This is a genomic window from Roseburia yibonii, from assembly GCF_014297335.1.
Lineage (GTDB): Bacteria > Bacillota > Clostridia > Lachnospirales > Lachnospiraceae > Roseburia_D > Roseburia_D yibonii.
This window is the reverse complement of sequence record NZ_JACOQH010000005.1, coordinates 169955-196840: the sequence shown is the minus strand read 5'-3', so window position 1 is coordinate 196840 and position 26886 is coordinate 169955. Positions and strand designations below refer to the sequence as shown.

Here is a 26886-nt window from a genome sequence, read left to right as displayed (position 1 = left end):
ATTATGAGTTTAGTACCTTATGTCATTGAACAGACAAGCAGAGGAGAACGGAATTACGACATCTACTCCAGATTATTAAAAGACCGTATCATCTTCCTTGGGGAAGAGGTCAACGAGACAACAGCAAGCCTTGTGGTTGCGCAGTTATTGTTTTTAGAGTCTGAGGATCCGGGAAAAGACATCCAGTTATACATCAATTCCCCGGGTGGAATGGTTACAGCAGGACTTGCGATCTACGATACGATGCAGTATATCAAATGCGATGTGTCCACGATCTGTATCGGACTTGCAGCAAGCATGGGCGCATTCCTGTTAGCAGGCGGTGCGAAGGGAAAACGTTTTGCACTCCCGAATGCAGAAATTATGATTCATCAGCCATCCGGCGGAGCGAAAGGTCAGGCTACTGAGATTGAGATCGCTGCGGAGAACATTTTAAAGACCAAGAAGAAATTAAATGAGATTTTAGCAGCAAATACCGGAAAGCCATATGAAACCGTATGCGCGGACACCGAAAGAGACCATTATCTTTCTGCGGAAGAAGCAAAAGAATATGGTCTGATTGATGATATAATTACAAGCAGATAAGAAAAAATCAGGGGACAGTACGTTTTTATGCACTGTCCCTGTTGCTTTCTTTGAGAAAATCAGATAAGATGTAGTAGAAAATTAAGAGATAACGGGGTGAAAGAATGGCAGGCAGAAATAACGATGAAAAAATCAGATGCTCATTTTGCGGAAAATCCCAGGATCAGGTCCGCAAACTGATCGCAGGCCCGAACGGGGCATATATCTGTGATGAGTGCGTGGACATCTGTTCTGAGATTATAGAGGAAGAATTGGATGAGAACGATGTGCCGGAAGAGACAGAGGCACAGGAGATCAATCTGATCAAGCCGGAAGAAATGAAAGCGTTTCTCGATGACTATGTCATTGGACAGGAACAGGCAAAGAAAGTGCTTTCTGTTGCGGTATACAATCATTATAAGAGGATCACGGCGGAGACGGATGACAGTGTGGAGCTGCAGAAGAGTAATATCCTGATGCTCGGACCGACCGGATCCGGTAAGACACTGCTCGCACAGACACTTGCGCGTGTGTTAAATGTACCGTTTGCGATCGCAGACGCCACAACACTGACCGAGGCAGGCTATGTCGGTGAGGACGTGGAGAATATTCTGTTAAAGTTGATCCAGGCAGCAGATTACGATATCGAGCGCGCACAGTGCGGGATCATCTATATCGATGAGATCGATAAGATCACCAAGAAATCTGAGAATGTTTCTATTACAAGAGATGTTTCCGGCGAAGGCGTACAGCAGGCACTGTTAAAGATCTTAGAGGGAACGGTTGCTTCCGTTCCGCCACAGGGTGGAAGAAAACATCCGCAGCAGGAGCTGATCCAGATCGATACGACAAATATCCTGTTTATCTGCGGTGGAGCGTTTGACGGACTTGACAAGATCATCGAGAGCCGTATGGATGAAAAATCAATCGGATTTAACGGAATCCTTTCCGAAAAAGAAGAAAAGAATGTGGGCGAGCTGTTCAAAAAAGCACTGCCGCAGGATTTTATGAAATTCGGACTGATTCCGGAATTTGTAGGCCGTGTACCGGTCACAGTATCTTTGGATCTGTTAGACAAGGACGCTATGGTGCGCATCCTGACCGAGCCGAAGAACTCTTTGGTAAAACAGTACAGAAAGCTGTTTGAACTTGATGGCGTGGAGTTGGAGTTTAATCAGGACGCGATCGAGGCGATCGCGGAAAAGACCATGGAACGTAAGACCGGAGCGAGAGGACTGCGTGCGATCATGGAAGAGACGATGATGGATCTGATGTATAAGATCCCGTCGGATGAGAGTATTACGAAGTGTACGATCACAAAGGATACCGTGATGGGAGACGCGCCTGCACTTCTTACCTGTACAGGAAATGAAAAGAGCGCGTAAGATCGAAATACAAGTGTTATAAGAACAAAAAGCCATAAACTGCCTGTCCTTTTCAGGCAGTTTATTTTCTAAGTATAAAAGACAACAGGAGGAAACGGATCGTGAGTGAACAGATAAAGAAAGTTCCTGCGGTGGCACTGCGTGGAATGACGATTCTGCCGGGCATGATCGCACATTTTGATGTGAGCAGGGAGCGTTCGATCCATGCCGTGGAGCAGGCGATGATGGATGATGAACAGATTTTCCTTGTTACTCAGAGAAATGCCGAGGAAAACGAACCGGAAGCCGAGGATCTCTATCAGATCGGAATTCTTGCGTCGATCAAGCAGGTCATCAAGATGCAGGACAACATCGTGCGCGTTCTGGTGGAAGGGACGACGCGCGCGCAGCTGCAGGAACTTTTTTCGGAAGGAACATATCTTGCAGCAGAGGTAATGACCTTTTCGGATACGGAAGACCTCTCAGACGGAGCGAAAGAGGCGATGCTGCGTGGCGTGCAGGAAACCTTTACCAAGTACTGCATGGCAAACCCGAAGATGGGCAAGGAATTTTTAAAACAGATCAAAGAAGCGGATGATCTTGAGAAAGCCATGGATCAGATCTCCAACAATCTGCCGGTGCGCTTTGAGGAAAAACAGCATATCCTGGAGGCGGTTACGCTGACAGAACGGTATGAAGTGTTAGTGACGCTTCTGTTAAACGAAATACAGATCATGGATCTCAAAAACGAGTTTCAGAAAAAAGTCAAGGCACATGTGGATCAAAACCAGAAGGAGTATCTGCTGCGGGAACAGATGAAAGTGATACGCGAGGAACTCGGAGAGGAAAATACGGAGTCGGATGCGGATCAGTTTTTAGAAGAGGTCGGCAGGTTAAAAGCGGATGAAAAAACCAAGGAAAAGATCAAAAAAGAGATCTCCCGGTTTAAAAATATCAGCTCGAATTCATCCGAGAGCGCGGTGACGCGGGGCTATATCGAGACGCTTTTGGAACTTCCGTGGAACAAAGTATCAAGAGACAACAGAAGCCTGAAAAACGCGAAAAAGATCCTGGATGAGGATCATTATGGACTGGAAAAAGTAAAGGAGCGTATGCTGGAATTTCTGGCGGTGCGCAACCTGACAAAGAAAGGCGAGAGCCCGATCATCTGTCTGGTCGGACCGCCGGGAACCGGAAAGACCAGCATCGCGCGTTCGGTTGCGCGGGCGTTGGATAAAAAATACGTCAGGATCTCGCTTGGCGGCGTGCGCGATGAGGCAGAGATACGCGGACACCGGAAAACCTATGTCGGGGCAATGCCGGGACGTATCGTAAACGGACTGCGCAGCGCGGGTGTGAAAAATCCGCTGATGCTCTTAGACGAGATCGACAAGATGAGCAGCGATTACAAGGGAGATACCGCATCGGCACTGCTTGAAGTGTTAGATGCGGAGCAGAATAAGAAATTCCGCGATCACTATGTGGAGATCCCGATCGACCTCTCAGAGGTGCTGTTTATCGCGACGGCAAATTCTGTGCAGGGGATTCCGAGACCGCTTCTGGATCGTATGGAGCTGATCGAGGTCTCAAGCTATACGGAAAATGAGAAAGAGCATATCGCGAAAGAGCATTTGTTAAAGAAGCAAAAAGAGCGGAACGGATTAAAAGAGGACGAGCTCTCGATCAGTGACGCGGCAATGAGAAAGATCATCCGGGGCTATACCAGGGAAGCCGGGGTTCGTAATTTAGAGCGCAAGCTCGGGGAGATCTGCAGAAAGGTTGCACGGAAGATCTATGAGGGTGAGAAAAAATCCGTGAAGATCACGGAGCAGAATCTTTCCGGTTACCTCGGCAGGGAGCGGTATACCTATGACAGGAAGAATGAGACGGATGAGGTCGGGATCGTGCGCGGACTGGCGTGGACGAGTGTCGGCGGAGATACGTTGGAGATCGAAGTGAACGTGATGCCGGGCAAAGGCGCGTTCAAGCTGACCGGACAGCTCGGTGATGTGATGAAGGAGTCGGCACAGGCGGGGATCAGCTATATCCGTTCCATCAGTGAGGATCACGGGATCGACCGGAAGTATTTTTCGGAGCATGACATCCATATCCATATTCCGGAAGGTGCCGTGCCAAAGGACGGACCGTCAGCCGGTATCACGATGGCAACGGCGATGTTTTCCGCGATTACGGGAAAGCCGGTGCGCGCGGATGTCGCAATGACCGGAGAGATCACCCTGCGCGGCAGGGTACTGCCGATCGGCGGGCTGAAAGAGAAGATCCTTGCGGCAAAAAATGCGGGGATCGTGACGGTCTGCGTGCCGAAGAAGAATGAAAAGGATATTGCGGAGATCTCACCGGAGATCAAAAAAGGACTCGAGATCGTGTATGTGGAACACATGCAGGAGGTCTTAGACGTGGCGCTTGTAAAATAGAAAGAGGAAAATTATGGTCATTAAAAATGTAGAATTAGAAATCGTGTGCGGCGTGACAAGTAAAATACCGGATACCGAACTGCCGGAGGTGGCATTTGCGGGAAAATCCAATGTGGGAAAATCTTCCCTGATCAACGGACTGATGAACCGGAAATCACTTGCGCGAACATCTTCCCAGCCGGGAAAGACACAGACGATCAATTTTTATAATATCAACAAGTTTATGTATTTAGTCGATCTTCCGGGCTACGGCTACGCGAAAGTGTCAGAGAATGAAAAGAAAAAATGGGGAAAGATGATCGAAAATTATCTTCACACCTCAAAACAGTTAAAGGCGGTCTTTCTGCTGATCGATATCCGCCACGAGCCATCCGCGAATGACAAGATGATGTATGAGTGGATCGTGTATCAGGGATATGATCCGATCATTGTTGCAACGAAACTGGACAAGATCAAGCGCAGCCAGATCCAGAAATCCGTAAAGATGGTAAAAGAAGGGTTAAATGTAAAGCCGGGAACAAAGATCATCCCGTATTCCGCGCTGACCAAGCAGGGACGGGATGAGATCTGGGAACTGATGGATGAACTGGTCGGTTATGAAACGGAGAAAAAATAAGATCTATGAAGAATAAATATGTGTTTGTCACAGTCATGCTTGCGGTGCTGTTGTTTCTTGGTGTCGGGCTGACTGAGATTTATGTAAACCATACAGAAGAAAAAGAAGACGGACAGTACACAGTTGTCACTTCGTTCTACCCTATGTATATCGCCGCACTCAATGTGGTGGGGGAGAACGATCATATCCGGCTTGAGAATTTAAGCGAACCGCAGACCGGCTGTCTGCATGATTATCAGCTTACGCCGGCGGATATGCAGCTGTTATCGACTGCGGATGCCTTTATTATAAACGGCGGCGGGATCGAGAGCTTTCTCGGTGAAGTCGCGGAGCAGTATCCGGATCTTACGATCATAAATGCCAGTGAGCAGGTGGATCTGATCGAGGATAATGCCCATGCGTGGATGAATATCGAAGACTATATGACGCAGGTAAAAACGATCGAGGCGGAGCTTTCCGCGGCAGATCCGGCGGATGCGGAGCAATTTTCGGAGAATACGGAGGCATACCTCGCAAAACTTTCTTCCTTAAAAGAGCAGGCAGATGCGGTAAAGCCGCTGACCGAAGGAAAAAATATCGTGATCTTCCACGAGGCATATGAGTATGTGGCAGAAGAATTTGGCATGCAGGTTTCCTATGTGATGGATCTTGACGAGGAGCGTCAGGTCAGTGCAGGGGAAGTCGCGGATGTCGTGCGCACGGTCACAGACGGCGGTGTCCGGGTGATCCTTGCCGAGGAACTTTACGGAAAGGATATGGGTGACACTGTGGAGAGCGAGACCGATGCAAAGATCTGCTATCTGGATACGCTGGTGCGCGGGGATTATGACGCGGACAGCTATTTAAATGCCATGCAGCAGAATATCACATTGTTGAAGGAGGCGTTTTCGGATGAAAAAGATCATTGAGCCATGCGGACTTCATTGTATCAAGGTGAACCACCTGGGCGTTACGATCGGAGGACAGCAGATCTTATCCGATATCAATCTGCACATCCACTGTGGGACACTGACTGCAATTATAGGAAAGAACGGAGCGGGAAAGTCTACGCTGATCAAGGCAATGCTTGGCGATATCCCGCACGAGGGAAATATCGAGTTTAAGGACAGGGAAAACGGAAAGATCCAGAAATTAAAGATCGGTTATGTGCCGCAGAGCATGAATATCGAGAAGAATACGCCGATCAGTGTCTATGACATGATCGCGAGTTATCAGTCCAATTTTCCGGTATTTTTCCGAAAGAAGCGGGCACTCTATGAAGAGATCAAAGACAGCTTAAAAGTGTTTGAGGCGGATTATCTGATCGATAAGCAGGTGTGCAATCTCTCCGGCGGAGAGCTCCAAAGGGTGCTGCTTTCAATGGCGATCATGGATGAGCCGAACCTTCTGCTTTTGGACGAGCCGGTATCCGGGATAGATCAGAACGGGATGGATCTGTTTTACAAAAAGATCGATTACCTGAAAAAGCATTTTGATCTCGCGACGATCTTAATATCCCATGATCTTGATTATGTGGAAAGATATGCGGACAAGGTCATTTTACTCGATCAGAAGATCTTAAAGCAGGGCACGGTAAAAGAAGTATTCCAGTCGGATGAGTTTAAACGGGTATTTGGAACGGAGGTGAGGGTATGATCGAATTTTTTACCGGATGGTGGCAGTACAGTTTTATGCGCAGCGCATTTCTCGCGGTTATGATCATTACGCCTCTGTTTGGGATACTGGGAACGATGATCGTAAACCGTAAAATGGCGTTTTTCTCGGATGCGCTCGGACATTCCGCACTGACCGGGATCGCGGTCGGCGTGGTGCTCGGCGTGACGGACACGAATCTTTCGATGGTGATCTTTGCGATCATCTTCGCGCTTTTGTTAAATAAGATCAGCAGTAAGAGTACGGCATCCACCGACACGATCATATCGGTCTTTTCTTCCTGCTCGGTCGCGATCGGACTTGCGATCCTCTCGAAAGGCGGAAATTTCAGCAAATATTCGAGCCTGTTAGTCGGGGATATTTTAAGTATCACGCACCGGGAGATTGTGTATCTGGTACTGATCTTTGCGGTCACACTGGTATTCTGGTTTTTTGCGTTCAATAAGTTAAACGCGGTCAGCATGCACCGGACACTGGCGACGAGCCGCCACATACCGGCAACGCTGTTGGAAAACCTGTTTGCGGTACTGATCGCGCTCATTGTCATGCTGTCGATCAAATGGGTGGGCATCCTTATCATCAACGCCCTGCTCATTCTGCCGGCGGCAAGCAGCAGAAACCTTGCGGTCAATCTCAGGGAATATCACTTTTTCGCAGTTTTATTTTCGATGTTCTCCGGGATACTCGGGCTGATCATCTCATATTTTACGAATGTCGCGACGGGACCGATGATCATCATTGTGGCGTCATTGATATATTTTATCACTTTCGCATATCAGAAAGTGGTACATGGATAATAACAGAAAAGAAGCAGACATCTACGCAGGATAAAGTGTGCAGATGTCTGTTTTTTTGCTGGAAACATCTCTTTTCCTATTGACATACTAGGAATTTGTGATATAACGTAATGGAAGGAAAATTGACGATATCAGAAAGGAAGGAACTCTATGTCTGAAAAAAATATATTGGAAATAAAAAATTTGCATGTAAGCGCGGATGATAAGGATATCCTGCGCGGCGTGGATCTTACGATAGGAAAAAATGAAACTCATGTACTGATGGGGCCAAACGGAACCGGAAAGTCTACACTCGGATATGCGATCACCGGAAATCCGCATTATATCGTGACGGAAGGTGACATTATTTTTGACGGAGAAAATATCACCGAAATGCCGGTCAATGAACGTGCAAAAAGGGGAATCTTTCTCTCATTTCAGAATCCGCTCGAGGTGCCGGGCATCACGTTAAGCGCGTTTATCCGCAGCGCACTTGAACAGAAAAGCGGAAAACGTATCCGCCTTTGGGATTTTAAGAAAAAATTAAAAGAGACGATGGAACTGCTCTCGATGGACGAGTCCTATGCGGAGCGTGACTTAAACGTGGGATTTTCCGGTGGAGAGAAGAAAAAGGCGGAGATCCTGCAGATGCTGATGTTAGAGCCGAAACTCGCGATCCTGGACGAGACGGATTCCGGGCTTGATGTGGATGCGGTAAGAACCGTATCAAAGGGCATTCATGCCTATCAGGAAAAGTGCAAGGGAAGTCTCCTTATCATTACGCACAGCACCAGGATCCTGGAGTCTTTGAATGTGGATGTCACCCATGTCATGGAAGGCGGCAGGATCGTAAAGAACGGGGATGCGTCTTTGGTGGATACCATAAACGAAAATGGATTTGAACAGATATCAGAATAAGCAGACCGGAAAGGAGTGTACCTGATTTGGAAGAAAAAAGTTATGTAGAAGATATAGACAGAAGTATTTATGACATCCGGAACGAGGAGAAGGATGAATACCGGATCGAGGAAGGGTTGACGCCTGCGATCATCGATAAACTGTCGAAAGAAAAACACGATCCGGTCTGGATGCAGCAGTTCCGTCTGCAGTCTCTGCAGATCTATAATGAAATGAAGATCCCGGACTGGGGGCCTTCGATCGAGGGACTTGACATGGATCATATCGTTACCTATGTCAGACCGAACACAAAGATGCAGGGAAGCTGGAAGGATGTCCCGCAGGACATCAAGGATACCTTTGAGCGTCTCGGCATCCCACAGGCAGAGCGGAAATCACTGGCGGGAGTTGGCGCGCAGTATGATTCTGAGCTTGTATACCATAACGTAAAAGATGAGGTCGCGGCGCAGGGCGTGGTATACACGGATATGGAAAGTGCCTTAAAGGGCGAGTACGCGGACATAGTCCACAAATATTTTATGAAGCTTGTCACGCCGAGAGACCATAAATTCGCGGCACTGCACGGCGCAGTCTGGTCGGGCGGTTCCTTTGTCTATGTGCCGAAGGGCGTACAGGTATCGATCCCGTTACAGTCCTATTTCCGCTTAAACGCAAAGGGCGCGGGACAGTTTGAGCATACGCTGATCATCGTGGACGAGGGCGCAAGCCTCCACTTTATCGAAGGGTGCTCCGCACCGAAATATAATGTCGCGAACCTGCATGCGGGCTGTGTCGAATTATATGTGAAGAAAAACGCGAAGCTCCGCTATTCGACGATCGAAAACTGGTCGAAGAATATGTACAACTTAAATACCAAACGTGCGCTGGTCGAAGAAGGCGGCACGATCGAATGGGTATCCGGTTCGTTTGGCTCCCATGTAAGCTATCTGTACCCGATGAGTATTTTAAAGGGCAGAGGCGCGAAGATGGAGTTTACCGGAATTACATTTGCGGGAAAAGGACAGAATCTGGATACCGGTGCGAAAGTTGTACATGCTGCGCCGGATACAAGCTCCTATATGAATACAAGATCGATCAGCAAGGACGGCGGTATCAGTACCTTCCGCAGCAGTGTGGTGGTAAATAAGGATGCCTGCGGTTCCAAATCGGCAGTCTCCTGTCAGTCCCTCATGCTGGATTCAGAGTCAAGATCGGATACGATCCCGGCGATGGACATCCGCACCAGAAAGGCATCCGTAGGTCATGAGGCAAAGATCGGAAGCATCAGTGATGACGCGGTATTTTATCTGATGTCGAGAGGAATGAGCGAAGAGGACGCGCGGGCACTGATCGTCAGCGGATTTGCGGATAATGTTTCAAAAGAGCTTCCACTGGAATACGCAGTGGAGATGAACAATCTGATCCGGCTTGAGATGAAGGGCTGCATCGGATGATCTTTGGTATTTCGGAAGGAGGAACAAAAATGGCGGAAAACAGTAACAAAGTGATAAATCGGCTGCCATCCAAAACATGGTACTGGCTGGGTGTCAATGAGACCAGGTTTCCGTGGGATGAAAAGCAGTGCGTGCGGTTCCCGGAGATACAGGAACATACAGACGCGGACGGCGAGGCGAAAACATATAAATATCAAATAGAAGGAACGGACGCTTTTTCTGAGCGTACCTTTACATTTACAGCAGAAAAAAACAGCAGACTTACGGTTCTTATGGATATAGGCACAGAGGGAAACAGCGCGCTCCATATTAACTTAAACGCGAAGGAAAACGGTGAGATCAAACTTGTGCAGATCCAGCGCAACAAAGCGGATTCAAAGGTGTATAACGAGGTCTGCGGAAACTGTGATGCGTCTGCGAGCGTGGAACTCGTGCAGATCTATCTGGGCGAGGGCGATATCTATTCGGATGAAAAGATCGATTTGAACGGGGACGGCAGCAGTTTAAAGACCGATATCGGTTATCTCGGACAGAACAAAAAGTGCCTGGACATGAATGTAGTCGCCAATCATTTCGGGAAAAATACCAAGAGCGAGATACAGGTGGCAGGAGCGTTAAAGGACGCGGCAAAAAAGATCTTCCGCGGAACGATCGATTTTAAGAAAGGCTCCTCCGGTTCCACAGGGGATGAACTGGAAACCGTGCTCATGCTCGGAGATGACGTGGAAAACAAAACGATCCCGTTGATCCTCTGCGCGGAGGAGGATGTCGCCGGAAACCACGGGGCAACGATCGGGGAACTGGATGAGGAGACGTTATTTTACTTTGAGAGCCGCGGCATCAAAAAGGAAGTGGCAGAGGACATCTGCGCACGGGCATCGATCGAAAAACTTCTTCGTGAAGTGGAAGATCCAAAGATCAAAGAACTTGCACTGGCAGAGCTGGATCAGATGTCAGCAGGAGTAAAGGAGGAAGCATAGGATGGAGAGGGATTACAGAAAAGACTTTCCGCTCTTGATGCAGGATCGCACGGTATATCTCGATAACGCGGCAACCGCGCAGAGACCGCAGTGCGTCATTGATGCGGAGATGGATTTTTATAAAAACCACAATGCAAATCCGCTCCGTGGCACTTATCCGCTCAGCGTGGAGGCAACCGATATTTATGAGCAGGCGAGAGCGCGGGTCGCGCAGTTTATCCATGCGGCATCCACGGAGGAAGTGATCTTTACCAGAAACACGACAGAAGGCATCAATCTGGTCGCTTACAGCTATGGACTCACCAATCTGAAAGCGGGCGACGAGATCTTGGTGTCGATCATGGAGCATCACAGCAATCTTCTGCCGTGGCAGATGGCCGCGCGGATGACGGGAGCATCCTTAAAGTTTCTTGAATGTGGAAAAGACGGCAGTGTGGATCTGGATCTTGTGGAAAAACTGATCACGGACCGCACAAAGCTGGTTGCGGTCACGCAGATCTCAAATGTGCTCGGAAGAGAAAATCCGGTGCGTGAGATCGCGGCGATCGCGCACAAAAAAGGTGCCGTTGTCGTTGTGGATGGTGCGCAGAGCACCCCGCACAAAAAGATCGATGTGCAGGCATTGGACGCGGATTTCTTTGCATTCTCGGGACACAAGCTGTTTGGCCCGATGGGGATCGGCGTTTTATATGGAAAGAAAGCGCTGCTGGATCAGATGCCGCCGTTTTTAAGTGGTGGAGAGATGATCGATTCCGTGACGAGAGAAGGCGCAAAATTTGCGGAACTGCCGCATAAATTCGAGGCGGGAACCGTCAATGCGGCGGGTACGGCAGGTCTGCTTGCGGCGATCGATTATATCGAGGGCATCGGATTTGATGAGATGGAAAGACGGGAACTTGCGGTGACAGAGCGGGCACTCTCCGGCTTAAAGGAGATCCCGCATGTGCATGTGCTTGGCTCGGAGCGTGCAGAGGAACATACCGGCATTCTCACCTTTGTGGTCGATCAGGTGCATCCGCACGATGTCAGTGAGGTGCTGATCGCGGATGGGATCTCCGTGCGCGCGGGACATCACTGCGCACAGCCGCTGTTACAGTATCTGGGCGTGAATTCGGCAACCAGAGCGAGTTTTATGTTTTATAATACAAAAGAAGAGGCAGACCGTCTGGTCAAAAGTATAGCAAGTATAAGGGAGCGTATGGGATATGGCAGATAGAACATTTTATAATGAGATCTTAACCGAGCACAACATAAGGCCGGAATTCAAGCATGATCTGCCGGATGCGGATATCGTGTTAGAGGGCGTCAATCCAAGCTGTGGAGACGATATCTGGCTCAAATTAAAACTGGATGGAGATACGATCTGTGACGGAGCCTTTGTCGGCGATGGATGTGCCATTTCACAGGCATCCGCGGATATTATGCTTGGCATGGTGATCGGAAAGAAGAAAGAGGAAGCCATACAAATGGGTGAGATCTTTATGAAAATGATCCGCGGAGAGGCAACGGATGAGGAGATCGACAGCCTTGAGGAAGCCTCGGCACTGCGCGATATCGCGCATATGCCGGCGCGTGTAAAATGCGCAGTCCTGGGCTGGAGAACACTAAAAGAAGCGCTGGATGAATAAAGAAAAGGCGGGATCAGCCGTCGGGTGATTCCGGCGGCGGATCGGTTTTTTGTTTTGCCTTTGGTTTGAATTCATTGGCGTTATTTAAAAAGCTGCCGCGCACGATGGCATCACTGCCGTATTTGTGGCGGATCGAGTCCACAGCGGCATCCAGACGCTTTAAGCGTTTGGCGCGTTCGGCAGCATTTGGCACACTGGAAGAAAAAGCGGCAGGATCGGATGCCGCTTTTTTGGTATCGGCGAAATCGAAAATGCTCATCTGCACCGGTGCGTCCGCAGGCAGCAGTTTCCCGGTGCGGATGCCGAGAAGCCGTACCGGTTTCCCGTTCCAGAGCTCATGGAACAGATGACAGGCGGCATCGTAGATCGTGTCTGTCGTGTTGGTTGGCGAAAAAAGGGGCATCTGGTGGGAAAATGAAGAAAAGTCGGAGTATTTGATCTCAACCGTCACGGACTGCGCAATCTGACTGCAGCTTCGCAGCCGCTCCGATACGGTTTCCGAGAGGCTTAAAAGCACACGCCTTGCCTCCGTTTCTGCGGTCACATCCTCGCACAGCGTCACGGAGTTCCCGACACATTTCAGCTCGTGCTCGGTGGCATCCACCACGGAGTGGTCAATGCCATTGGCGTATTCCCACATCCGGATGCCGTGGCTTTTAAACTCACGTTTTAAGAAATCCACATCCGTATGCGCCAGATCGCCGATCGTGCGAATGCCAAAACTTTTTAAACGGCTGGCACTTGAATGCCCGACCATGTAAAGGTCATCTACGGAAAGCGGCCACATTTTGGTCGGTATCTCATCAAAAAACAGGGTATGGATGCGGTCCGGCTTTTTGAAGTCACTCGCCATCTTGGCGAGCAGCTTGTTTGGCGCGATCCCGATGTTTACCGTAAAATGGAAGCGGTTTCTGATATCATCCTTGATCTGTGTGGCAGCGGCGATCGGGGATTCATACAGCCGCAGGATCGGAGTGAAATCAAGAAAACATTCATCGATCGAGATCTGCTCGATATCCGGGGAATACGTATGCAGCAGATCCATCATTTTTTTGCTGTACGCATGGTAAAGCGCGTGATCCGGTGCCTGGGTGGTAAGAAACGGACATTTCCGAAAGGCGGAGACGACAGGCTCTCCGGTGTGGATACCAAATGTCTTGGCGGATTCGGATTTCGCGAGGACGATCCCGTGACGGTTCTTTTTGTCACCGCCGATGATCGCAGGGATCGTGCGAAGATCCGGGCCGCTTCCGGTTTCCAGATTATGGACGGATGTCCAGCTTAAAAAAGCGGAATTGACATCAATATGAAAAATAACGGATTCCATACGCTTGCTCCTTTCGTTTGGGATAATGATATTTTAACATAATTTTCATAAAATGTGAACATATGTTTGCGAAAATTGATTGAATTAATTTTCATTTTATTGTATAGTAATGGATAGGATATGGGGAAACGTTTTTTGTTTTTACAGGAAGTGATGACATGAAATTTAAGAGGATTGATACAGAAACCGTGCGCTGTCTGATCTCGGAGGAGGAACTCAGCGAGAACGGACTTGTGCTGGATGATTTTTTTAATAATAAGGGAAAAACAGAAGAATTTGTCCGCAGGGTCATCGCCATGGCGGAACAGGAAGTGGATTACCGGGTGCAGGGTGGCCCGGTTTCCGTGCAGGTAGCGGTCTTAGATAACCGGATGCTTGCGCTGACGCTTTCCGAGAAGCAGGAGCAGAATATCATGGAGATGATAAAAAATCTGCGCTCTGCGGTGGAGGTCTTAAAAGAGGTTACGAACCAGACGGCAGGGCAGCCGGAGACAGAGAAGCCGGCAGAGAAAGCGGAAAAGAGTATTGAGGATCTGATCCGCGAGGGCGGACGGCTGGATCGCGATATCTATGAGCTGGAGTTTTTGTCACTGGATCATGTCATGCGTTTCTGCGCAGCTGTGATCTGCGGGGACGTGGTAAAAAGCAGCCTGTATAAACTTGCGGGCAATGACCGGTTTTATCTGTTGCTGGAAAAAGAGCCGCTGACGGATGCAGAGTTCTGCAAGCTGCTCGGTGCATCGCTCGATTTCGCGGAGGCGATCTACTCGGACGGAAGAATGAAGGCATATCTTGAGGAGCATGGGACACTGCTCTTAAAGAAGCAGGCCGTCCAGCAGCTTCACAGCCTATAACAAAAGATTGGAGAACAACATGAAGGAGAATACACCACAGGATAAGGCATCCTTTGAAAAATTTTTCGAGGAAAATTATGTGCCGGTGGAATATAAAACAGTAAAAAATGATTTCGAGGAAGTGGCCGCAGAGTACGGCAGAGATCTGTTTACCGAAGAGTATCAGGCGAAAGGCAGGATCAAGAAGGAAAATTACATCCTGTATCTGACCAGTGATGCGTACTGCGCGTTTGAGGAGATCGTGGAAAATGCGGTGGACGCTTTAAACCAGGATATCGCGGATGTGATCGCGGAGATCGGCAATGAACTGTCGTTTGATAACAGTGTGACAGAGATCTATTTTGATAATATGGAAAAACTGGTAAAGCGGTTTTTAGACTGTCTTTATGATGAGGTGCTCTGCGAGTGGTAGCAGGAGCGGACAGCCGGGAAAAAGCGGAGGCGTTTTTAAAACGTCTCCGCTTTTTTCATTGTTATACAGTTTCCATTTTCCAGATATAAGCCGTGTAAGGGGCAAGCGTGGTGCCGCCGCCAAAATCGTGTGTGGTCTGCGAGATCAGTTCTTCGGCACGCCCACAGCCGGCATCGAAATGCGCATCAAACGGAGCTTCATCCGCATTCAGCGCAAGCAGGACGCGCTCTGAACCGGTTTTCCGCTCGAAGATGCACTGCTTGTTGGTGAGCAGGACGGAGCGGAAGTTTCCGTAATTTAGAGCGTCAGACGCTTTCTTGATCGCGGCGAGCCGGGAGATGTAAGTGGTCAGCTCATTTTCCACCGGTGCGTCAAAGCAGGCGCGAAGTGCCGGATCACCGTCCTCTTTTCTTGCCTTTGCCCCCCATTCGCTGCCGTAGTAGACACATGGGATGCCCGGCATGCAAAACATCAGCGCATAGATGAGCGGCAGATGTTTTTCGTTGTTTAAGATACTTGCCACGCGGGTGACATCATGGTTATCGACAAAACTGAGCAGATGTTTTCCCTTGTAGAGTGTCCAGTCTTCCGGTCCGAACTGGCGGAGCAGGGAGTGGTTGATCTCGAACATGTTCATGCAGTTAAAGCTGGAATAAAGCCCCTTGTAGCACTCGTAGTTTGTCACGGAGTGCAGCATTGCGTCGTTCATGATCTGGTTGTAATCGCCGTGCAGAGTTTCTCCGACCAGGAAAAAATCCTGCTTCTTGGAATCACAGAAGGCACGCAGCCGCCGTAAGAAATCATGATCCAGACAGTAAGCCACATCTAACCGGAGCCCGTCGATATCAAAATAGGAGATCCAGTATTCGATACAGGAAAACAGATAGGAAACCACCTCTTCATTCCGAAGATTTAATTTGACAAGATCAAAGTTGCCTTCCCAGCCCTCATACCAGAGTCCGTCGTTGTAGTTGGAATTTCCGTCAAAATGGATGAAAAACCAGTCTTTATACGGAGAGTTCTCACGGTTTTTTAATACATCCTGAAAACCGAAAAATCCGCGTCCCACATGGTTAAAGACACCGTCTAAGACGACTTTGATCCCGGCGTCATGCAGATGGTCGCAGACTGCCTTAAAGTCCTCGTTGGTGCCGAGGCGCACATCGATCTTTTTGTAATCCCTGGTGTTATAGCCGTGCGTATCGGATTCAAAGACCGGGGAAAAATAGATCGCGTTCGCGCCAAGTTTTTGGATATGGGGGATCCAGTCATCAACCTTTGCGATACGGTTTTTTGGAACACCGTCATTTTCAAACGGCGCGCCGCAAAAGCCGAGCGGATAGATCTGGTAAAATACACTTGTTTCAGCCCACATAGTATAACCTCCATTCTGGTAACATCTGACTTTATATCAGATTATTTGCTCATTTCTTTTGATTTCTCCGTGCATGCATGCTGTGCGTTCATGACCGTGCTGCGCAGATTCTGTTTTTCCAGGGCTGCGACTGCGGCGATCGTGGTTCCGCCCGGGGAGCATACGGCATCCTTTAATTCACCCGGATGTTTGCCGGTCTCAAGCACCATCTTTGCTGCGCCGAGGACAGACTGTGCGGCAAATTTGTAAGCCTGTGCGCGTGGCATGCCGTCCCATACAGCAGCGTCAGCCATCGCCTCAATGAACATATAGACATAGGCAGGGGAGGATCCGCTGACTCCGGTCACGGCATCCATCAGTGTTTCCGGGACGACCTCGCATTTTCCGAAACTGTTGAAAATGGAGATGACCGTATCGAGTTCTTCCGGTGTCACATTGTCATTCGGTGTGAGTGCGGACATTGCCTCTAAGACCATGGCAGGGGTGTTTGGCATGGAGCGCACAAGTTTCACCGGATGTCCGAAACAGCCCTCGATCTTTTCGATGGACTGTCCGGCGGCGATCGCTACGATCACGGCGTCTTCGGAAACCACATCTTTGATTTCCTTTATCACTTCCGCATAGAGATAAGGTTTGACAGCAAGGAATAAGATGTCTGCCTCTTTGGCGACTGTTTGGTTGTCTAACGTGGTGCGGATTCCAAACTGATCCTTTATCTTTTCTACGGTAGCAGAGGTATGGGCACTCGCGATGACTTTTGATGCCGGCACCAGACCGGAGCCTGTGATACCGCCGATCATGGCGCTTCCCATATTTCCACATCCGATAAATCCAATGGTTGTTTCTAACATGAACAATTTCCTCCTTATTTAAAAATAATTGTAAAAGAACCGCCAGCAAAAAGCAAGCGGTCCTTTGTATCCTTATTGTGAAGTTTTCTTCGATTTAGAAATCTGTGAAGTTCTTTTCTTTTCTCTTCTCTAAGAAAGCGCTCATGCCTTCTTTTTTGTCGTGTGTATCGTTTACAACACCGAACAGATTTGCTTCCATTTCAACAGCGTTCTTGATGTCCATATCGTAACCGTTGTTGATCGCTGCTTTTGCAACAGCAACAGCATAGCTGCCGTTACGAAGGATCTTGGAAGCCATCTTCTTAGCAGTATCCATAAGCTCTGCCTGCGGAACTACTTTGTTTACAAGACCGATGCGGTAAGCTTCTGCTGCATCAATGTTGCTGCAGGTAAAGATGATCTCTTTTGCTCTGCCCATACCAACTAAACGTGCAAGTCTCTGTGTACCACCGAATCCTGGGATGATACCAAGTCCACATTCCGGCTGACCGAAAACGGCGTTGTCAGAAGCGATACGGATATCACATGCCATGGAGATCTCACATCCACCACCAAGTGCGAATCCGTTTACAGCTGCGATCGTTACCTGACGCATGTTCTGCAGTTTGAAGAACGGAACAGATGCGCGGATACCGAAAGCTCTTGCTTCCGGAGCGGTAAAGTTGATCATTTCAGAGATATCAGCGCCGGCTACGAAAGATTTTTCGCCTGCACCTGTTAAGATTACGACTTTGATGTCGTCTCTGCCTTCGATCTCGGTAAGTACTTCGGTGAGCTCGTCTAATGTTTCAGAGTTCAGAGCGTTAAGTGCCTTCGGTCTGTTGATCGTAAGGACTGCAACTTCGTTTTCAACGTCTAATGTTAAATTGTTCATTGTAGAAACCTCCTAAAAAATTTTGATTTCGTTCGGTTTTTGTGACCAAGTTTATATAAATTCATCTTATAACTTTGATAAACTTTTGTCAATCTCTTTTGCCATACTTTACCGGGTTTTTTGTATAGTAGGAAGAGGAAAAGTGTAGTATAATGACAAAAAAGAACGAGGAAGAAAGATTTAAGAAGGAAACAATGAGACAGGAATTTGATTTAAAGCAGATCGAAAAACCGCTGCTGTCCTGGTTCGCCGGGCATGCGAGAGTCCTGCCGTGGCGGGAGGAGCCGACGCCGTATCGTGTCTGGGTGTCGGAGATCATGCTGCAGCAGACCAGGGTGGAAGCGGTAAAACCATATTTTGAGCGATTTACGAAGGAGCTGCCGGATGTGGCGGCGCTCGCGGCGTGCAGTGAGGAGCGGCTGTTAAAGCTCTGGGAAGGGCTTGGCTATTACAACCGTGTGCGCAATATGCAGACGGCGGCGCGCACGGTGATGGAGGAGTATGACGGCAGACTGCCAGCGGATTATGAAAAGCTTCTTACATTAAAAGGGATCGGATCCTATACGGCGGGCGCGGTCGCGTCGATCGCCTACGGGATCCCGGTCCCGGCGGTGGACGGGAATGTGCTGCGGGTTATCATGCGGGTGACGGCGGACGATTCGGATATCATGAAACAGAGTGTAAAAAGCAGAGTGGAAAAGGAACTGCTCGCTGTGATCCCCAAAGACGCGGCGGGCGCGTTCAACCAGGCGTTAATGGAGCTTGGAGCGACGGTCTGTCTGCCAAACGGAGAGCCGCACTGCGCGCAGTGTCCGTGGGAGAGCTTCTGTGAAGCAAGAAAGCAGGGCATCTGGCAGACGCTTCCGGTGAAATCCAGGGCAAAGCCGCGCCGGATCGAGGAGAAGACGGTTCTTATCATCCGTGACGGAGAGCGGATCGTGCTCCACAAGCGCGGGGCAAAGGGACTGCTCGCGGGACTTTATGAATTTCCAAATCTTGCGGGGCATCTGAGCGAGGAAGAAGTGCTTTCCTATGTGCGGGAGCAGGATCTTGTGCCGGTACACATCGAAAAGCTTGAGGATGCCAAGCATATTTTTTCGCATATCGAATGGCATATGACCGGATATATGGTTCGGGTGTCGGAACTTGAGACGGAACAGTCCGGTCTGCTTTTCGTGGAAGTGGAGGACTCCGAGAAGCGCTATCCGATCCCGGCGGCATTTGCGGCATATACAAAGTACATGAACCTGCGGCTCGGAAATGACCGCTTTTCGGCGGATACGGATCAGTAATAAAAAAGATCGCCAAAGCGGCGACCTCTTTCCTATGAAAAGAATTATGTATGAAAAAGCAACTCATTATTTTTGGGAGGAACCTTGCATATCAATGCAAGGTCTATGAAAAAGTATAAATGATGTCATATCATTCGGCTTTTTTTCTATGCTCTTACTATATCTGGAAGATATGAAGAGGGTATGTTGAGTTTATGATATTTGTGTAAATAAAATATGAACAAATGGGAAGCTGTTAAGAAATTTATAAGAAAAAATAGTTTTGAGATTGCGACAGGTCTGTGTATAATGGAAGAGTAAGAGACATAAGTAAGTAAGACAAGATAAAATAAAATAGAAACTAAGGAGCAGATAAATGAAGATATTATCGATTGCGGTTCCGTGTTATAACTCACAGGATTATATGGAAAAATGCGTGAATTCCCTGTTGAAGGGCGGAGAGGATGTGGAGATCCTTATCGTGGATGACGGGTCGAAGGACGCGACAGCGGAGATCGCGGACGCATATGAGAAGAAGTATCCGACCATCGTAAGAGCGATCCATCAGGAGAACGCGGGACATGGCGGTGCGGTCAATACCGGGATCGCCAATGCGACCGGACTTTATTTTAAGGTAGTTGACAGTGATGACTGGGTGGATGAAGATGCCTATCATCAGATTTTGGACAAATTAAAGGAGATCGTTGGCGGCAGCAGGACGCTTGATATGTTTATCAGCAATTTTGTGTATGAAAAGCAGGGCGCGAAGCACAAAAAGGTCATGCGTTACACCAAGCAGCTTCCGCAGAATGAGATCTTTACCTGGAGCGATATCAGACGTTTTACCAAAGGAAAGTATCTGCTGATGCATTCGGTCATTTACCGTACCAAACTGCTCAGGGAGTGTGGATTACAGCTGCCGGAGCATACGTTTTATGTGGATAACATTTTTGTATACAAGCCGCTCCCGTCGGTAAACACGATGTACTATCTCGATGTGGATTTTTACCGTTATTTTATCGGAAGGGACGACCAGTCCGTCAATGAAAAGGTCATGATCGGGCGGATCGATCAGCAGATCAAGGTGAACAAGCTGATGGTGGACGAATTTGATCTCTGGAAGATCACGAACCGCAAACTGCGGGGGTATATGTTTAATTACCTTGAGATCATCACGGTCATTTCTACCGTCATGTGTATCCGTTCCGGGACAGATGAAAATCTGGAGAAAAAGCGCGAACTGTGGGGATACATCAAGCGGAAGGATTTAAGACTGTTTCATCATCTGCGCAACGGAATTTTAGGACAGTCCACGAATCTGCCGGGCAGAGGCGGACGCAAGATATCCATTGCGGCATATAAGATCACGCAGAAGGTCGTGGGATTTAATTAAGTAAGAAAAAGACCGGGGATCCGGACGAACGGGAAAAAGGTTCGTCCGGGTACCCGGTCTTTTAGTGGCGGCATAGCGGTCAGCTTTCACTCATATCATTTAACAGGTCGTGTTTCAGGCGGTAGAGCTTATCGGAAAGATCGACATAGATACGGGACGGATTGACAAAACGCTTGGTCTCATCCCAGATCGTATCTTTTTCCTTTGTGCAGGCAGCCTGAATATCCATGACTTTCGGGGAGTCATAGACGCATTTGCCATTTTCAAATACCGGAACCAGAAGCTCGCGCAGGGTGTAGGTGCCGCCGGCAATCCTTGTCTTTTTCCACGGTTCATTCGGGTCAAAGAGGTTCATGTCGCATGCCTCGTCAAATGTCTCATCGGCAAGGCAGATGAGGTCGGCACGGATCTTTCCGGTTGCCTTATCGTAAATACGGTAGATGGTCTTGTTGCCCGGATTCGTGATCTTCTCGGAGTTTTCGGAGATCTTGATCTTTGGAACAAAATTGCCGTCTTCCTTTTGGATGGCAGCCATCTTGTAAACGCCGCCGAAGGCCGGATTGTCCTTTGCGGTGATCAGGTTGGTGCCGACACCCCAGGAGGTGATCTCTGCGCCCTGTAACTTTAAGCTCTCGATCAGATATTCGTCGAGATCGTTGGAGGCGGAGATCACGGCATCCGGGAAGCCCGCGTCGTCTAACATTTTGCGGATCTGCTTGGAGAGATAGGCGAGATCGCCGCTGTCAATCCTTACCCCGTAATAGGTGAGTGGAATGCCGGCTTCACGCATCTCCCGAAATACCCGGATCGCGTGCGGAACGCCGGATTTTAAGGTGTCGTAGGTGTCCACGAGCAGGATACATGCCGAAGGATAGAGGTTCGCGTAGGTCTTAAACGCGGTGTATTCATCCGGAAAACTCATGATCCAGCTGTGTGCGTGGGTGCCGAGCACCGGAACGTCAAAAAGCTGTCCGGCGAGAACGTTTGAAGTTCCCTTGCAGCCGCCGATCACAGCAGCTCTTGCGCCGTATGTGCCGGAGTCCGGTCCCTGCGCGCGTCTCAGGCCAAATTCCATGACGCCGTCAGAACCGGCGGCGTAGCAGACACGGGCGGCTTTTGTGGCGATCAGGCTCTGGTGGTTTATGATATTTAAGATCGCGGTCTCGACTAACTGCGCTTCCATGATCGGGGCGATGACCTTTATGAGCGGTTCGCGCGGAAAGATCAGCGTGCCCTCCGGGATCGCGTAGATATCACCGGAAAAACGGAAGTTTTCCAGATAGGAAAGAAAATCCTCATCAAAAATATGAAGCCCCCGCAGATAGGAAATATCTTCCGCGGAGAAATGAAGGTTTTTGATATAGTCGATGACCTGATCCAGGCCGGCGCATATCGCATAGCCCCCGTCACACGGGTTTTTGCGGTAGAAGGCATCAAAAACGGCAACGTCATGGTTGGCGGATTTGAAATAGCCCTGCATCATGGTCATTTCATAGAGATCGGTCAGTAAAGTCAGATTTAATGTACTCATAAATTACTGCACGAGAACGTGCGCTCCTTTCTGATAGAATGGTTCGAATGATTTAAAATCAGTATAAACGTATTATACTTCAAATTATGCGCCCTGCAAATTGTTTTGTAAAAATTAAGAAATTGATAATTGTTTCGGAAACCGTGATTTGTTATAATAAAGGACAAAACAAAAACAGCAATATGCAATATGGAAAAGAAACGAGGAGATTTTGTTATGAGCGAAGAAAAGTTTGAAGAAAACAGTACATCGCAGGATTATGCGGCACCACAGGATTACAGCGCACCAGATATGAGCTACAGCAATGCGGGCAGTCAGGCGGAGACACCGGTTACACCGGTGACGGAAAACGGACCGCAGACAGAGAGCTGGCAGAACCAGGGCGGATGGCAGCAGCCACAGCAGCCGGAGTTCCAGAACCAGGGCAGTTTCCAGAATCAGGGAAATTTCCAGAGCCAGGGAAATTATCAGGGACAGCCGGATTTTACCGGTCAGGGAAGCGCACAGAATTATAACACCGCGCCGGGCGCAGGTTCAAACGGATGGCAGCAGCAGTATACCAATCCACAGGCACAGCAGCAGAAACAGGAGCCGGGCAAGGGATTCGCGATCGCGTCCATGATACTCGGAATCGTATCTCTGGTACTTTTTTGTACCTGCATCAATGTCCCGCTTGCAATCGCAGCGATCATACTTGCAATCGTGCAGTTTGTGAAAAACGGCAAGAACGGCATGGCGATCGCGGGAATGATCACAGGAATCGTATCCATCGTACTGTGCATTGTTTTCTGGGTGCTGATTTCCGTCAATGCGATCGATGAAAGCATTACCAATGGATACAGTTTTCCGGAATACTGGGAAGAAGAGTTCCAGAGCGATTTTGACGATTCTTTCTAAATTCTGATTATTTTCAGTTACAGGAAGAAAAGCCTTGACAAGAAAAAAGTAAGGTTTTATACTTTTAGCGTTAATATGAAAAGGCAATGACGAAGACAGTAGCATATTTTGGAAAGGCAAAGCGAGCCGGGCGGGTGAGAGCCGGTGCGAGTAGAGAATATGTGAAGATCACTTCCAAGCTGCGGGCTGAAGAAAGAAGTAGGTACCGACGGCTGTTCCCACGTTACGGGAACCTTGTATGCGGGAGATTCCCAAGTACAATGTAACAGGTGGTAAACGAATCTATGTCCCTTCGTCCTATTACAGGATGAAGGGGCTTTTTTAAATCATAGGAAATTCCTTCCTATGATTAAAAAAAGCTCCGCGGGGATGCGCAGCTCGCGGAGATGAAGTTTATGTTGAACATACCGCTCGCGCGCGAAAGTGTGCGGTAAGCGCACACTTTATTTTTACAAAGCCAGGAGGAAAGCAAAATGTTGTATAACAAAGTTCAGGCGAACACGAATTTTGTGGAGCAGGAGAAAGAAACAGAAAAATTCTGGAAAGAGCATGACATCTTTAACAAGAGCATGGATTCCAGAAAGGAAGGACCGACTTATACTTTTTATGACGGACCGCCTACCGCAAACGGAAAACCGCATATCGGACATGTACTGACCCGTGTCATCAAGGATATGATCCCGCGTTACCAGACCATGAAGGGCAATTATGTACCGCGTAAGGCAGGATGGGATACCCACGGACTGCCGGTTGAGCTTGAAGTGGAAAAGATGCTCGGGCTGAACGGAAAAGAGCAGATCGAAGAGTACGGTATGGAGCCGTTCATCAAAAAATGTAAAGAATCTGTATGGAAATATAAGGGCATGTGGGAAGATTTCTCCGGAACCGTTGGATTCTGGGCAGATATGGAACACCCGTATGTCACCTATGACAATAACTTTATCGAGTCCGAATGGTGGGCATTAAAAGAGATCTGGAACAAAAAGCTTTTGTACAAGGGCTTTAAGATCGTGCCGTACTGCCCGCGCTGTGGAACCCCGCTTTCCGCGCAGGAAGTGGCACAGGGTTATAAGACCGTAAAGGAACGCTCCGCGATCGCGCGTTTTAAAGTCGTTGGAGAGGATGCTTATTTCCTGGCATGGACGACCACACCGTGGACGCTGCCGAGTAACGTTGCACTCTGTATGAACCCGGATGAGAATTACTGCAAGGTAAAAGCTGCGGACGGCTATACCTATTATATGGCGGAAGCGCTGCTTGACAAGGTACTCGGAAAGCTCGGAAACGAAGAGGAAGGCGTGAAAGCCTACGAAATCCTTGAGACGAAAAAGGGTATCGAATTTGAAAGAAAAGAATACGAACCGCTTTTTGACTGCGCGAAGGACATTATCGAAAAACAGCACAAAAAGGCACATTACATCGTGTGTGATTCTTATGTTACGATGACAGACGGTACCGGAATCGTTCATATCGCACCGGCATTCGGTGAGGATGATGCCAAGGTCGGCAGAAGATATGACCTGCCGTTCGTACAGCTGGTAAACGGCAAGGGTGAGATGACCGAAGAGACTCCGTATGCCGGCGTATTCGTAAAGAAAGCGGATCCGATGGTATTAAAGGATCTCGACGCGAAGGGACTGCTCTTTGAGGCACCGAAGTTCGAGCATGAGTATCCGCACTGCTGGAGATGTGACACCCCGCTGATCTACTACGCGAGAGAATCCTGGTTCATCAAGATGACAGAAGTAAAAGAGGATCTGATCCGCAACAACAATACGGTAAACTGGATCCCGGAATCCATCGGAAAAGGACGTTTCGGTGACTGGCTGGAAAATGTACAGGACTGGGGTATTTCCAGAAACCGTTACTGGGGAACACCGCTTCCGGTATGGGAATGTGAGTGCGGCCATCAGGAATGCATCGGAAGCCGTGCGGAACTTGCCGAGCGGAGTGGAAATCCGGAAGACGCAAAGGTAGAACTGCACCGCCCGTATATCGATGATGTGACTTTCACCTGCCCGGACTGCGGCAAGACCATGCATCGTGTACCGGAAGTCATCGACTGCTGGTTCGATTCCGGAGCAATGCCGTTTGCACAGCATCATTATCCGTTTGAAAATAAAGAAGTGTTTGAGCGTCAGTTCCCGGCAAAATTCATTTCCGAAGCAGTGGATCAGACCAGAGGATGGTTCTATTCCCTGATGGCAGAGTCCACGATCCTGTTTAACAAGGCACCGTATGAAAATGTCATCGTACTCGGTCATGTGCAGGATGAGAACGGACAGAAGATGAGTAAATCCAAAGGAAACGCGGTCGATCCGTTTGACGCGTTAGAGAAACACGGCGCAGACGCGATCCGCTGGTATTTCTACATTAACAGCGCACCATGGCTGCCGAACCGTTTCCATGACAAGGCAGTGACAGAAGGACAGCGTAAGTTCCTCGGAACACTCTGGAACACGTATGCGTTCTTTATCCTGTATGCGAATATCGACAACTTCGACGCGACAAAATATAAGCTTGAATATGACAAACTTTCCGTTATGGATAAATGGCTCTTATCCAAATTGAATTCCGTTGTGACAGAGGTGGATAAGGATCTCGGAAGCTACAAGATTCCGGAAGCCGCAAGAGCACTGGATGAATTTGTGGATGACATGAGTAACTGGTATGTCAGAAGAAGCAGAGAACGTTTCTGGGCAAAGGGCATGGAGCAGGATAAGATCAACGCGTACATGACACTTTACACGGCACTCGTTACGATCTGCAAGGCGTCAGCGCCGATGATCCCGTTCATGACAGAGGAGATTTATCAGAATCTGGTCAAGAGCATTGACAAGAACGCACCGGAAAGTATCCATCTGTGCGATTTCCCGGTTGCAAATCCGGCTTACAGCGACGCGGAACTGGAAAAGAACATGGACGAGGTATTAAAGATCGTCGTTATGGGACGCGCGTGCAGAAACGCGGCAAACATCAAAAACCGTCAGCCGATCGGAACCATGTATGTGAAAGCACCGTTTGAACTGCCGGAATTTTTCACAGAGATCATCGCGGATGAATTAAATGTAAAGAACGTGACATTTACGGATGATGTGTCAGGCTACACGACTTATACCTTCAAGCCGCAGCTGCGTACCGTGGGACCGAAGTACGGAAAATACTTGGGACAGATCCAGAAAGCGCTTGCGAATGTGGATGGAAACAAGGCAATGGCTGACGTAAGAAGCGGAGCCGGCCTGAAACTTCCGGAAGTCGGAGCGGACGTGGTACTTTATGAAGAAGATCTTCTGATCACCATGACACAGATGGAAGGTTATGTCACAGAGGGTGACAACGAAGTTACCGTTGTACTGGATACGAACCTCACACCGGAACTCTTAGAGGAAGGCTTTGAACGCGAACTTATCAGCAAGATCCAGACCATGCGTAAGGAAGCCGGATTCGAGGTTATGGATAAGATCGCCGTGTCCTATCAGGCAGACGATAAGATCCGGCAGATTTTTGAAAAATACGGGGATGAGATCGGAAAAGAAGTACTTGCCGAGAAAGTGACCGCAGGTGCGCTCACCGGTTATGAGAAAGAATGGAACATCAATGGCGAAAAGGTCGTACTCGCAGTAGAGAAACTGTAAAAATTGCGAAAGCGTGACTTTGCGCGGGAAATGTTGCTTGACGCGCAGAACATGAAAGTATATCATAAAATTATGTGATTACAAAAAACGGCATGGAGG

The 26886-nt window shown here is 48.7% G+C and carries 23 protein-coding genes; 18 read left to right on the top strand and 5 right to left on the bottom strand.

Translation table 11 applies throughout. The annotated features are described in order from the left end of the window. Nucleotides 1–3 precede the first annotated feature (3 nt). From clpP to sufU, 12 genes are all read left to right on the top strand, one after another. Nucleotides 4–585, top strand: coding sequence for an ATP-dependent Clp endopeptidase proteolytic subunit ClpP (clpP, locus tag H8Z76_RS08795; protein ID WP_022515355.1), 582 nt, complete (start codon nucleotides 4–6; stop codon nucleotides 583–585). Between the two features lie 104 nt (nucleotides 586–689). Then, nucleotides 690–1949, top strand: a complete 1260-nt coding sequence (gene clpX / locus H8Z76_RS08790; protein WP_147618734.1) for an ATP-dependent Clp protease ATP-binding subunit ClpX — start codon at nucleotides 690–692, stop codon at nucleotides 1947–1949. A 101-nt stretch (nucleotides 1950–2050) separates the two neighbouring features. Next, nucleotides 2051–4363 (top strand): endopeptidase La, encoded by a 2313-nt coding sequence (gene lon, locus H8Z76_RS08785; protein WP_186982267.1) that lies wholly within the window; start codon nucleotides 2051–2053, stop codon nucleotides 4361–4363. Nucleotides 4364–4376: 13 nt separating this feature from the next. Continuing rightward, a complete protein-coding gene (gene yihA / locus H8Z76_RS08780; RefSeq protein WP_186982266.1) occupies nucleotides 4377–4979 on the top strand; it encodes a ribosome biogenesis GTP-binding protein YihA/YsxC in 603 nt (200 codons plus the stop codon). Nucleotides 4980–4984: 5 nt separating this feature from the next. Continuing rightward, nucleotides 4985–5887: a metal ABC transporter substrate-binding protein gene (locus H8Z76_RS08775; RefSeq protein WP_186982265.1), complete on the top strand. Its 903-nt coding sequence runs from the start codon at nucleotides 4985–4987 to the stop codon at nucleotides 5885–5887. Beyond that, nucleotides 5871–6614, top strand: a complete 744-nt coding sequence (locus tag H8Z76_RS08770) for a metal ABC transporter ATP-binding protein (RefSeq protein ID WP_022515359.1) — start codon at nucleotides 5871–5873, stop codon at nucleotides 6612–6614. The genes H8Z76_RS08775 and H8Z76_RS08770 overlap by 17 nt, the downstream gene beginning before the upstream one ends. Next, nucleotides 6611–7429: a metal ABC transporter permease gene (locus tag H8Z76_RS08765; protein WP_186982264.1), complete on the top strand. Its 819-nt coding sequence runs from the start codon at nucleotides 6611–6613 to the stop codon at nucleotides 7427–7429. The genes H8Z76_RS08770 and H8Z76_RS08765 overlap by 4 nt, the downstream gene beginning before the upstream one ends. Nucleotides 7430–7579: 150 nt before the next feature. Next, nucleotides 7580–8326 carry a Fe-S cluster assembly ATPase SufC gene (gene sufC, locus H8Z76_RS08760; protein WP_186982263.1) on the top strand — a complete coding sequence of 249 codons (747 nt, stop codon included), beginning with the start codon at nucleotides 7580–7582 and terminating at the stop codon, nucleotides 8324–8326. 26 nt (nucleotides 8327–8352) lie between these two features. Next, nucleotides 8353–9759, top strand: coding sequence for a Fe-S cluster assembly protein SufB (gene sufB, locus H8Z76_RS08755; RefSeq protein WP_186982262.1), 1407 nt, complete (start codon nucleotides 8353–8355; stop codon nucleotides 9757–9759). Nucleotides 9760–9788: 29 nt separating this feature from the next. After that, the gene (locus H8Z76_RS08750) at nucleotides 9789–10739 is read left to right on the top strand and encodes a SufB/SufD family protein (RefSeq protein WP_186982261.1); all 951 of its coding nucleotides are present in this window, start codon (nucleotides 9789–9791) and stop codon (nucleotides 10737–10739) included. 1 nt (nucleotide 10740) lies between these two features. Beyond that, on the top strand, nucleotides 10741–11955 hold the full coding sequence (locus tag H8Z76_RS08745) for an aminotransferase class V-fold PLP-dependent enzyme (protein WP_186982260.1): 1215 nt from the start codon (nucleotides 10741–10743) through the stop codon (nucleotides 11953–11955). Further along, nucleotides 11945–12367, top strand: a complete 423-nt coding sequence (sufU, locus tag H8Z76_RS08740; protein WP_186982259.1) for a Fe-S cluster assembly sulfur transfer protein SufU — start codon at nucleotides 11945–11947, stop codon at nucleotides 12365–12367. The genes H8Z76_RS08745 and sufU overlap by 11 nt, the downstream gene beginning before the upstream one ends. A gap of 13 nt (nucleotides 12368–12380) precedes the next feature. Here the strand turns inward: sufU and H8Z76_RS08735 are convergent, their stop codons facing one another. Further along, nucleotides 12381–13694 (bottom strand): DNA polymerase Y family protein, encoded by a 1314-nt coding sequence (locus H8Z76_RS08735; protein WP_186982258.1) that lies wholly within the window; start codon nucleotides 13692–13694, stop codon nucleotides 12381–12383. A gap of 158 nt (nucleotides 13695–13852) precedes the next feature. Here H8Z76_RS08735 and H8Z76_RS08730 point away from each other — a divergent pair, with 158 nt between their 5' ends. Together H8Z76_RS08730 and H8Z76_RS08725 are read left to right on the top strand one after the other, a co-directional pair. Continuing rightward, complete coding sequence (locus H8Z76_RS08730; RefSeq protein WP_186982257.1) at nucleotides 13853–14548, top strand: adaptor protein MecA; 696 nt, start codon at nucleotides 13853–13855, stop codon at nucleotides 14546–14548. Between the two features lie 19 nt (nucleotides 14549–14567). Then, complete coding sequence (locus H8Z76_RS08725; RefSeq protein ID WP_022514863.1) at nucleotides 14568–14960, top strand: hypothetical protein; 393 nt, start codon at nucleotides 14568–14570, stop codon at nucleotides 14958–14960. Nucleotides 14961–15021: 61 nt separating this feature from the next. Here the strand turns inward: H8Z76_RS08725 and H8Z76_RS08720 are convergent, their stop codons facing one another. From H8Z76_RS08720 to H8Z76_RS08710, 3 genes are all read right to left on the bottom strand, one after another. Beyond that, on the bottom strand, nucleotides 15022–16335 hold the full coding sequence (locus H8Z76_RS08720; RefSeq protein ID WP_186982256.1) for an alpha-amylase family glycosyl hydrolase: 1314 nt from the start codon (nucleotides 16333–16335) through the stop codon (nucleotides 15022–15024). Nucleotides 16336–16376: 41 nt separating this feature from the next. Beyond that, nucleotides 16377–17186, bottom strand: a complete 810-nt coding sequence (gene proC / locus H8Z76_RS08715) for a pyrroline-5-carboxylate reductase (protein ID WP_186982255.1) — start codon at nucleotides 17184–17186, stop codon at nucleotides 16377–16379. 94 nt (nucleotides 17187–17280) lie between these two features. After that, entirely contained in the window at nucleotides 17281–18060 is a 780-nt protein-coding gene (locus H8Z76_RS08710; protein ID WP_022514866.1) for an enoyl-CoA hydratase-related protein, read from the bottom strand. Between the two features lie 194 nt (nucleotides 18061–18254). On the opposite strand from H8Z76_RS08710, the gene mutY reads away from it, so the two are divergent. Further along, entirely contained in the window at nucleotides 18255–19352 is a 1098-nt protein-coding gene (mutY, locus tag H8Z76_RS08705) for an A/G-specific adenine glycosylase (RefSeq protein ID WP_147618722.1), read from the top strand. Between the two features lie 355 nt (nucleotides 19353–19707). Beyond that, complete coding sequence (locus tag H8Z76_RS08700) at nucleotides 19708–20724, top strand: glycosyltransferase family 2 protein (protein ID WP_022516363.1); 1017 nt, start codon at nucleotides 19708–19710, stop codon at nucleotides 20722–20724. A gap of 79 nt (nucleotides 20725–20803) precedes the next feature. Here H8Z76_RS08700 and H8Z76_RS08695 read toward each other — a convergent pair whose 3' ends face one another. Beyond that, entirely contained in the window at nucleotides 20804–22255 is a 1452-nt protein-coding gene (locus H8Z76_RS08695) for a nicotinate phosphoribosyltransferase (protein ID WP_147618720.1), read from the bottom strand. A gap of 216 nt (nucleotides 22256–22471) precedes the next feature. Here H8Z76_RS08695 and H8Z76_RS08690 point away from each other — a divergent pair, with 216 nt between their 5' ends. Together H8Z76_RS08690 and ileS are read left to right on the top strand one after the other, a co-directional pair. Further along, nucleotides 22472–23152: a DUF4190 domain-containing protein gene (locus tag H8Z76_RS08690; RefSeq protein WP_022516365.1), complete on the top strand. Its 681-nt coding sequence runs from the start codon at nucleotides 22472–22474 to the stop codon at nucleotides 23150–23152. 476 nt (nucleotides 23153–23628) lie between these two features. Then, the gene (gene ileS / locus H8Z76_RS08685) at nucleotides 23629–26787 is read left to right on the top strand and encodes an isoleucine--tRNA ligase (protein ID WP_186982280.1); all 3159 of its coding nucleotides are present in this window, start codon (nucleotides 23629–23631) and stop codon (nucleotides 26785–26787) included. The last annotated feature ends 99 nt before the right edge of the window (nucleotides 26788–26886 follow it).

Coding starts and splice junctions, on each gene's coding strand:
- clpP (WP_022515355.1), top strand. CDS start 4: ATGAGTTTAGTACCTTATGTCATTGAACAGACAAGCAGAGGAGAACGG.
- clpX (WP_147618734.1), top strand. CDS start 690: ATGGCAGGCAGAAATAACGATGAAAAAATCAGATGCTCATTTTGCGGA.
- yihA (WP_186982266.1), top strand. CDS start 4,377: ATGGTCATTAAAAATGTAGAATTAGAAATCGTGTGCGGCGTGACAAGT.
- H8Z76_RS08775 (WP_186982265.1), top strand. CDS start 4,985: ATGAAGAATAAATATGTGTTTGTCACAGTCATGCTTGCGGTGCTGTTG.
- H8Z76_RS08770 (WP_022515359.1), top strand. CDS start 5,871: ATGAAAAAGATCATTGAGCCATGCGGACTTCATTGTATCAAGGTGAAC.
- H8Z76_RS08765 (WP_186982264.1), top strand. CDS start 6,611: ATGATCGAATTTTTTACCGGATGGTGGCAGTACAGTTTTATGCGCAGC.
- sufC (WP_186982263.1), top strand. CDS start 7,580: ATGTCTGAAAAAAATATATTGGAAATAAAAAATTTGCATGTAAGCGCG.
- H8Z76_RS08750 (WP_186982261.1), top strand. CDS start 9,789: ATGGCGGAAAACAGTAACAAAGTGATAAATCGGCTGCCATCCAAAACA.
- H8Z76_RS08745 (WP_186982260.1), top strand. CDS start 10,741: ATGGAGAGGGATTACAGAAAAGACTTTCCGCTCTTGATGCAGGATCGC.
- sufU (WP_186982259.1), top strand. CDS start 11,945: ATGGCAGATAGAACATTTTATAATGAGATCTTAACCGAGCACAACATA.
- H8Z76_RS08735 (WP_186982258.1), bottom strand. CDS start 13,694: ATGGAATCCGTTATTTTTCATATTGATGTCAATTCCGCTTTTTTAAGC.
- H8Z76_RS08730 (WP_186982257.1), top strand. CDS start 13,853: ATGAAATTTAAGAGGATTGATACAGAAACCGTGCGCTGTCTGATCTCG.
- H8Z76_RS08725 (WP_022514863.1), top strand. CDS start 14,568: ATGAAGGAGAATACACCACAGGATAAGGCATCCTTTGAAAAATTTTTC.
- H8Z76_RS08720 (WP_186982256.1), bottom strand. CDS start 16,335: ATGTGGGCTGAAACAAGTGTATTTTACCAGATCTATCCGCTCGGCTTT.
- proC (WP_186982255.1), bottom strand. CDS start 17,186: ATGTTAGAAACAACCATTGGATTTATCGGATGTGGAAATATGGGAAGC.
- H8Z76_RS08710 (WP_022514866.1), bottom strand. CDS start 18,060: ATGAACAATTTAACATTAGACGTTGAAAACGAAGTTGCAGTCCTTACG.
- mutY (WP_147618722.1), top strand. CDS start 18,255: ATGAGACAGGAATTTGATTTAAAGCAGATCGAAAAACCGCTGCTGTCC.
- H8Z76_RS08700 (WP_022516363.1), top strand. CDS start 19,708: ATGAAGATATTATCGATTGCGGTTCCGTGTTATAACTCACAGGATTAT.
- H8Z76_RS08695 (WP_147618720.1), bottom strand. CDS start 22,255: ATGAGTACATTAAATCTGACTTTACTGACCGATCTCTATGAAATGACC.
- H8Z76_RS08690 (WP_022516365.1), top strand. CDS start 22,472: ATGAGCGAAGAAAAGTTTGAAGAAAACAGTACATCGCAGGATTATGCG.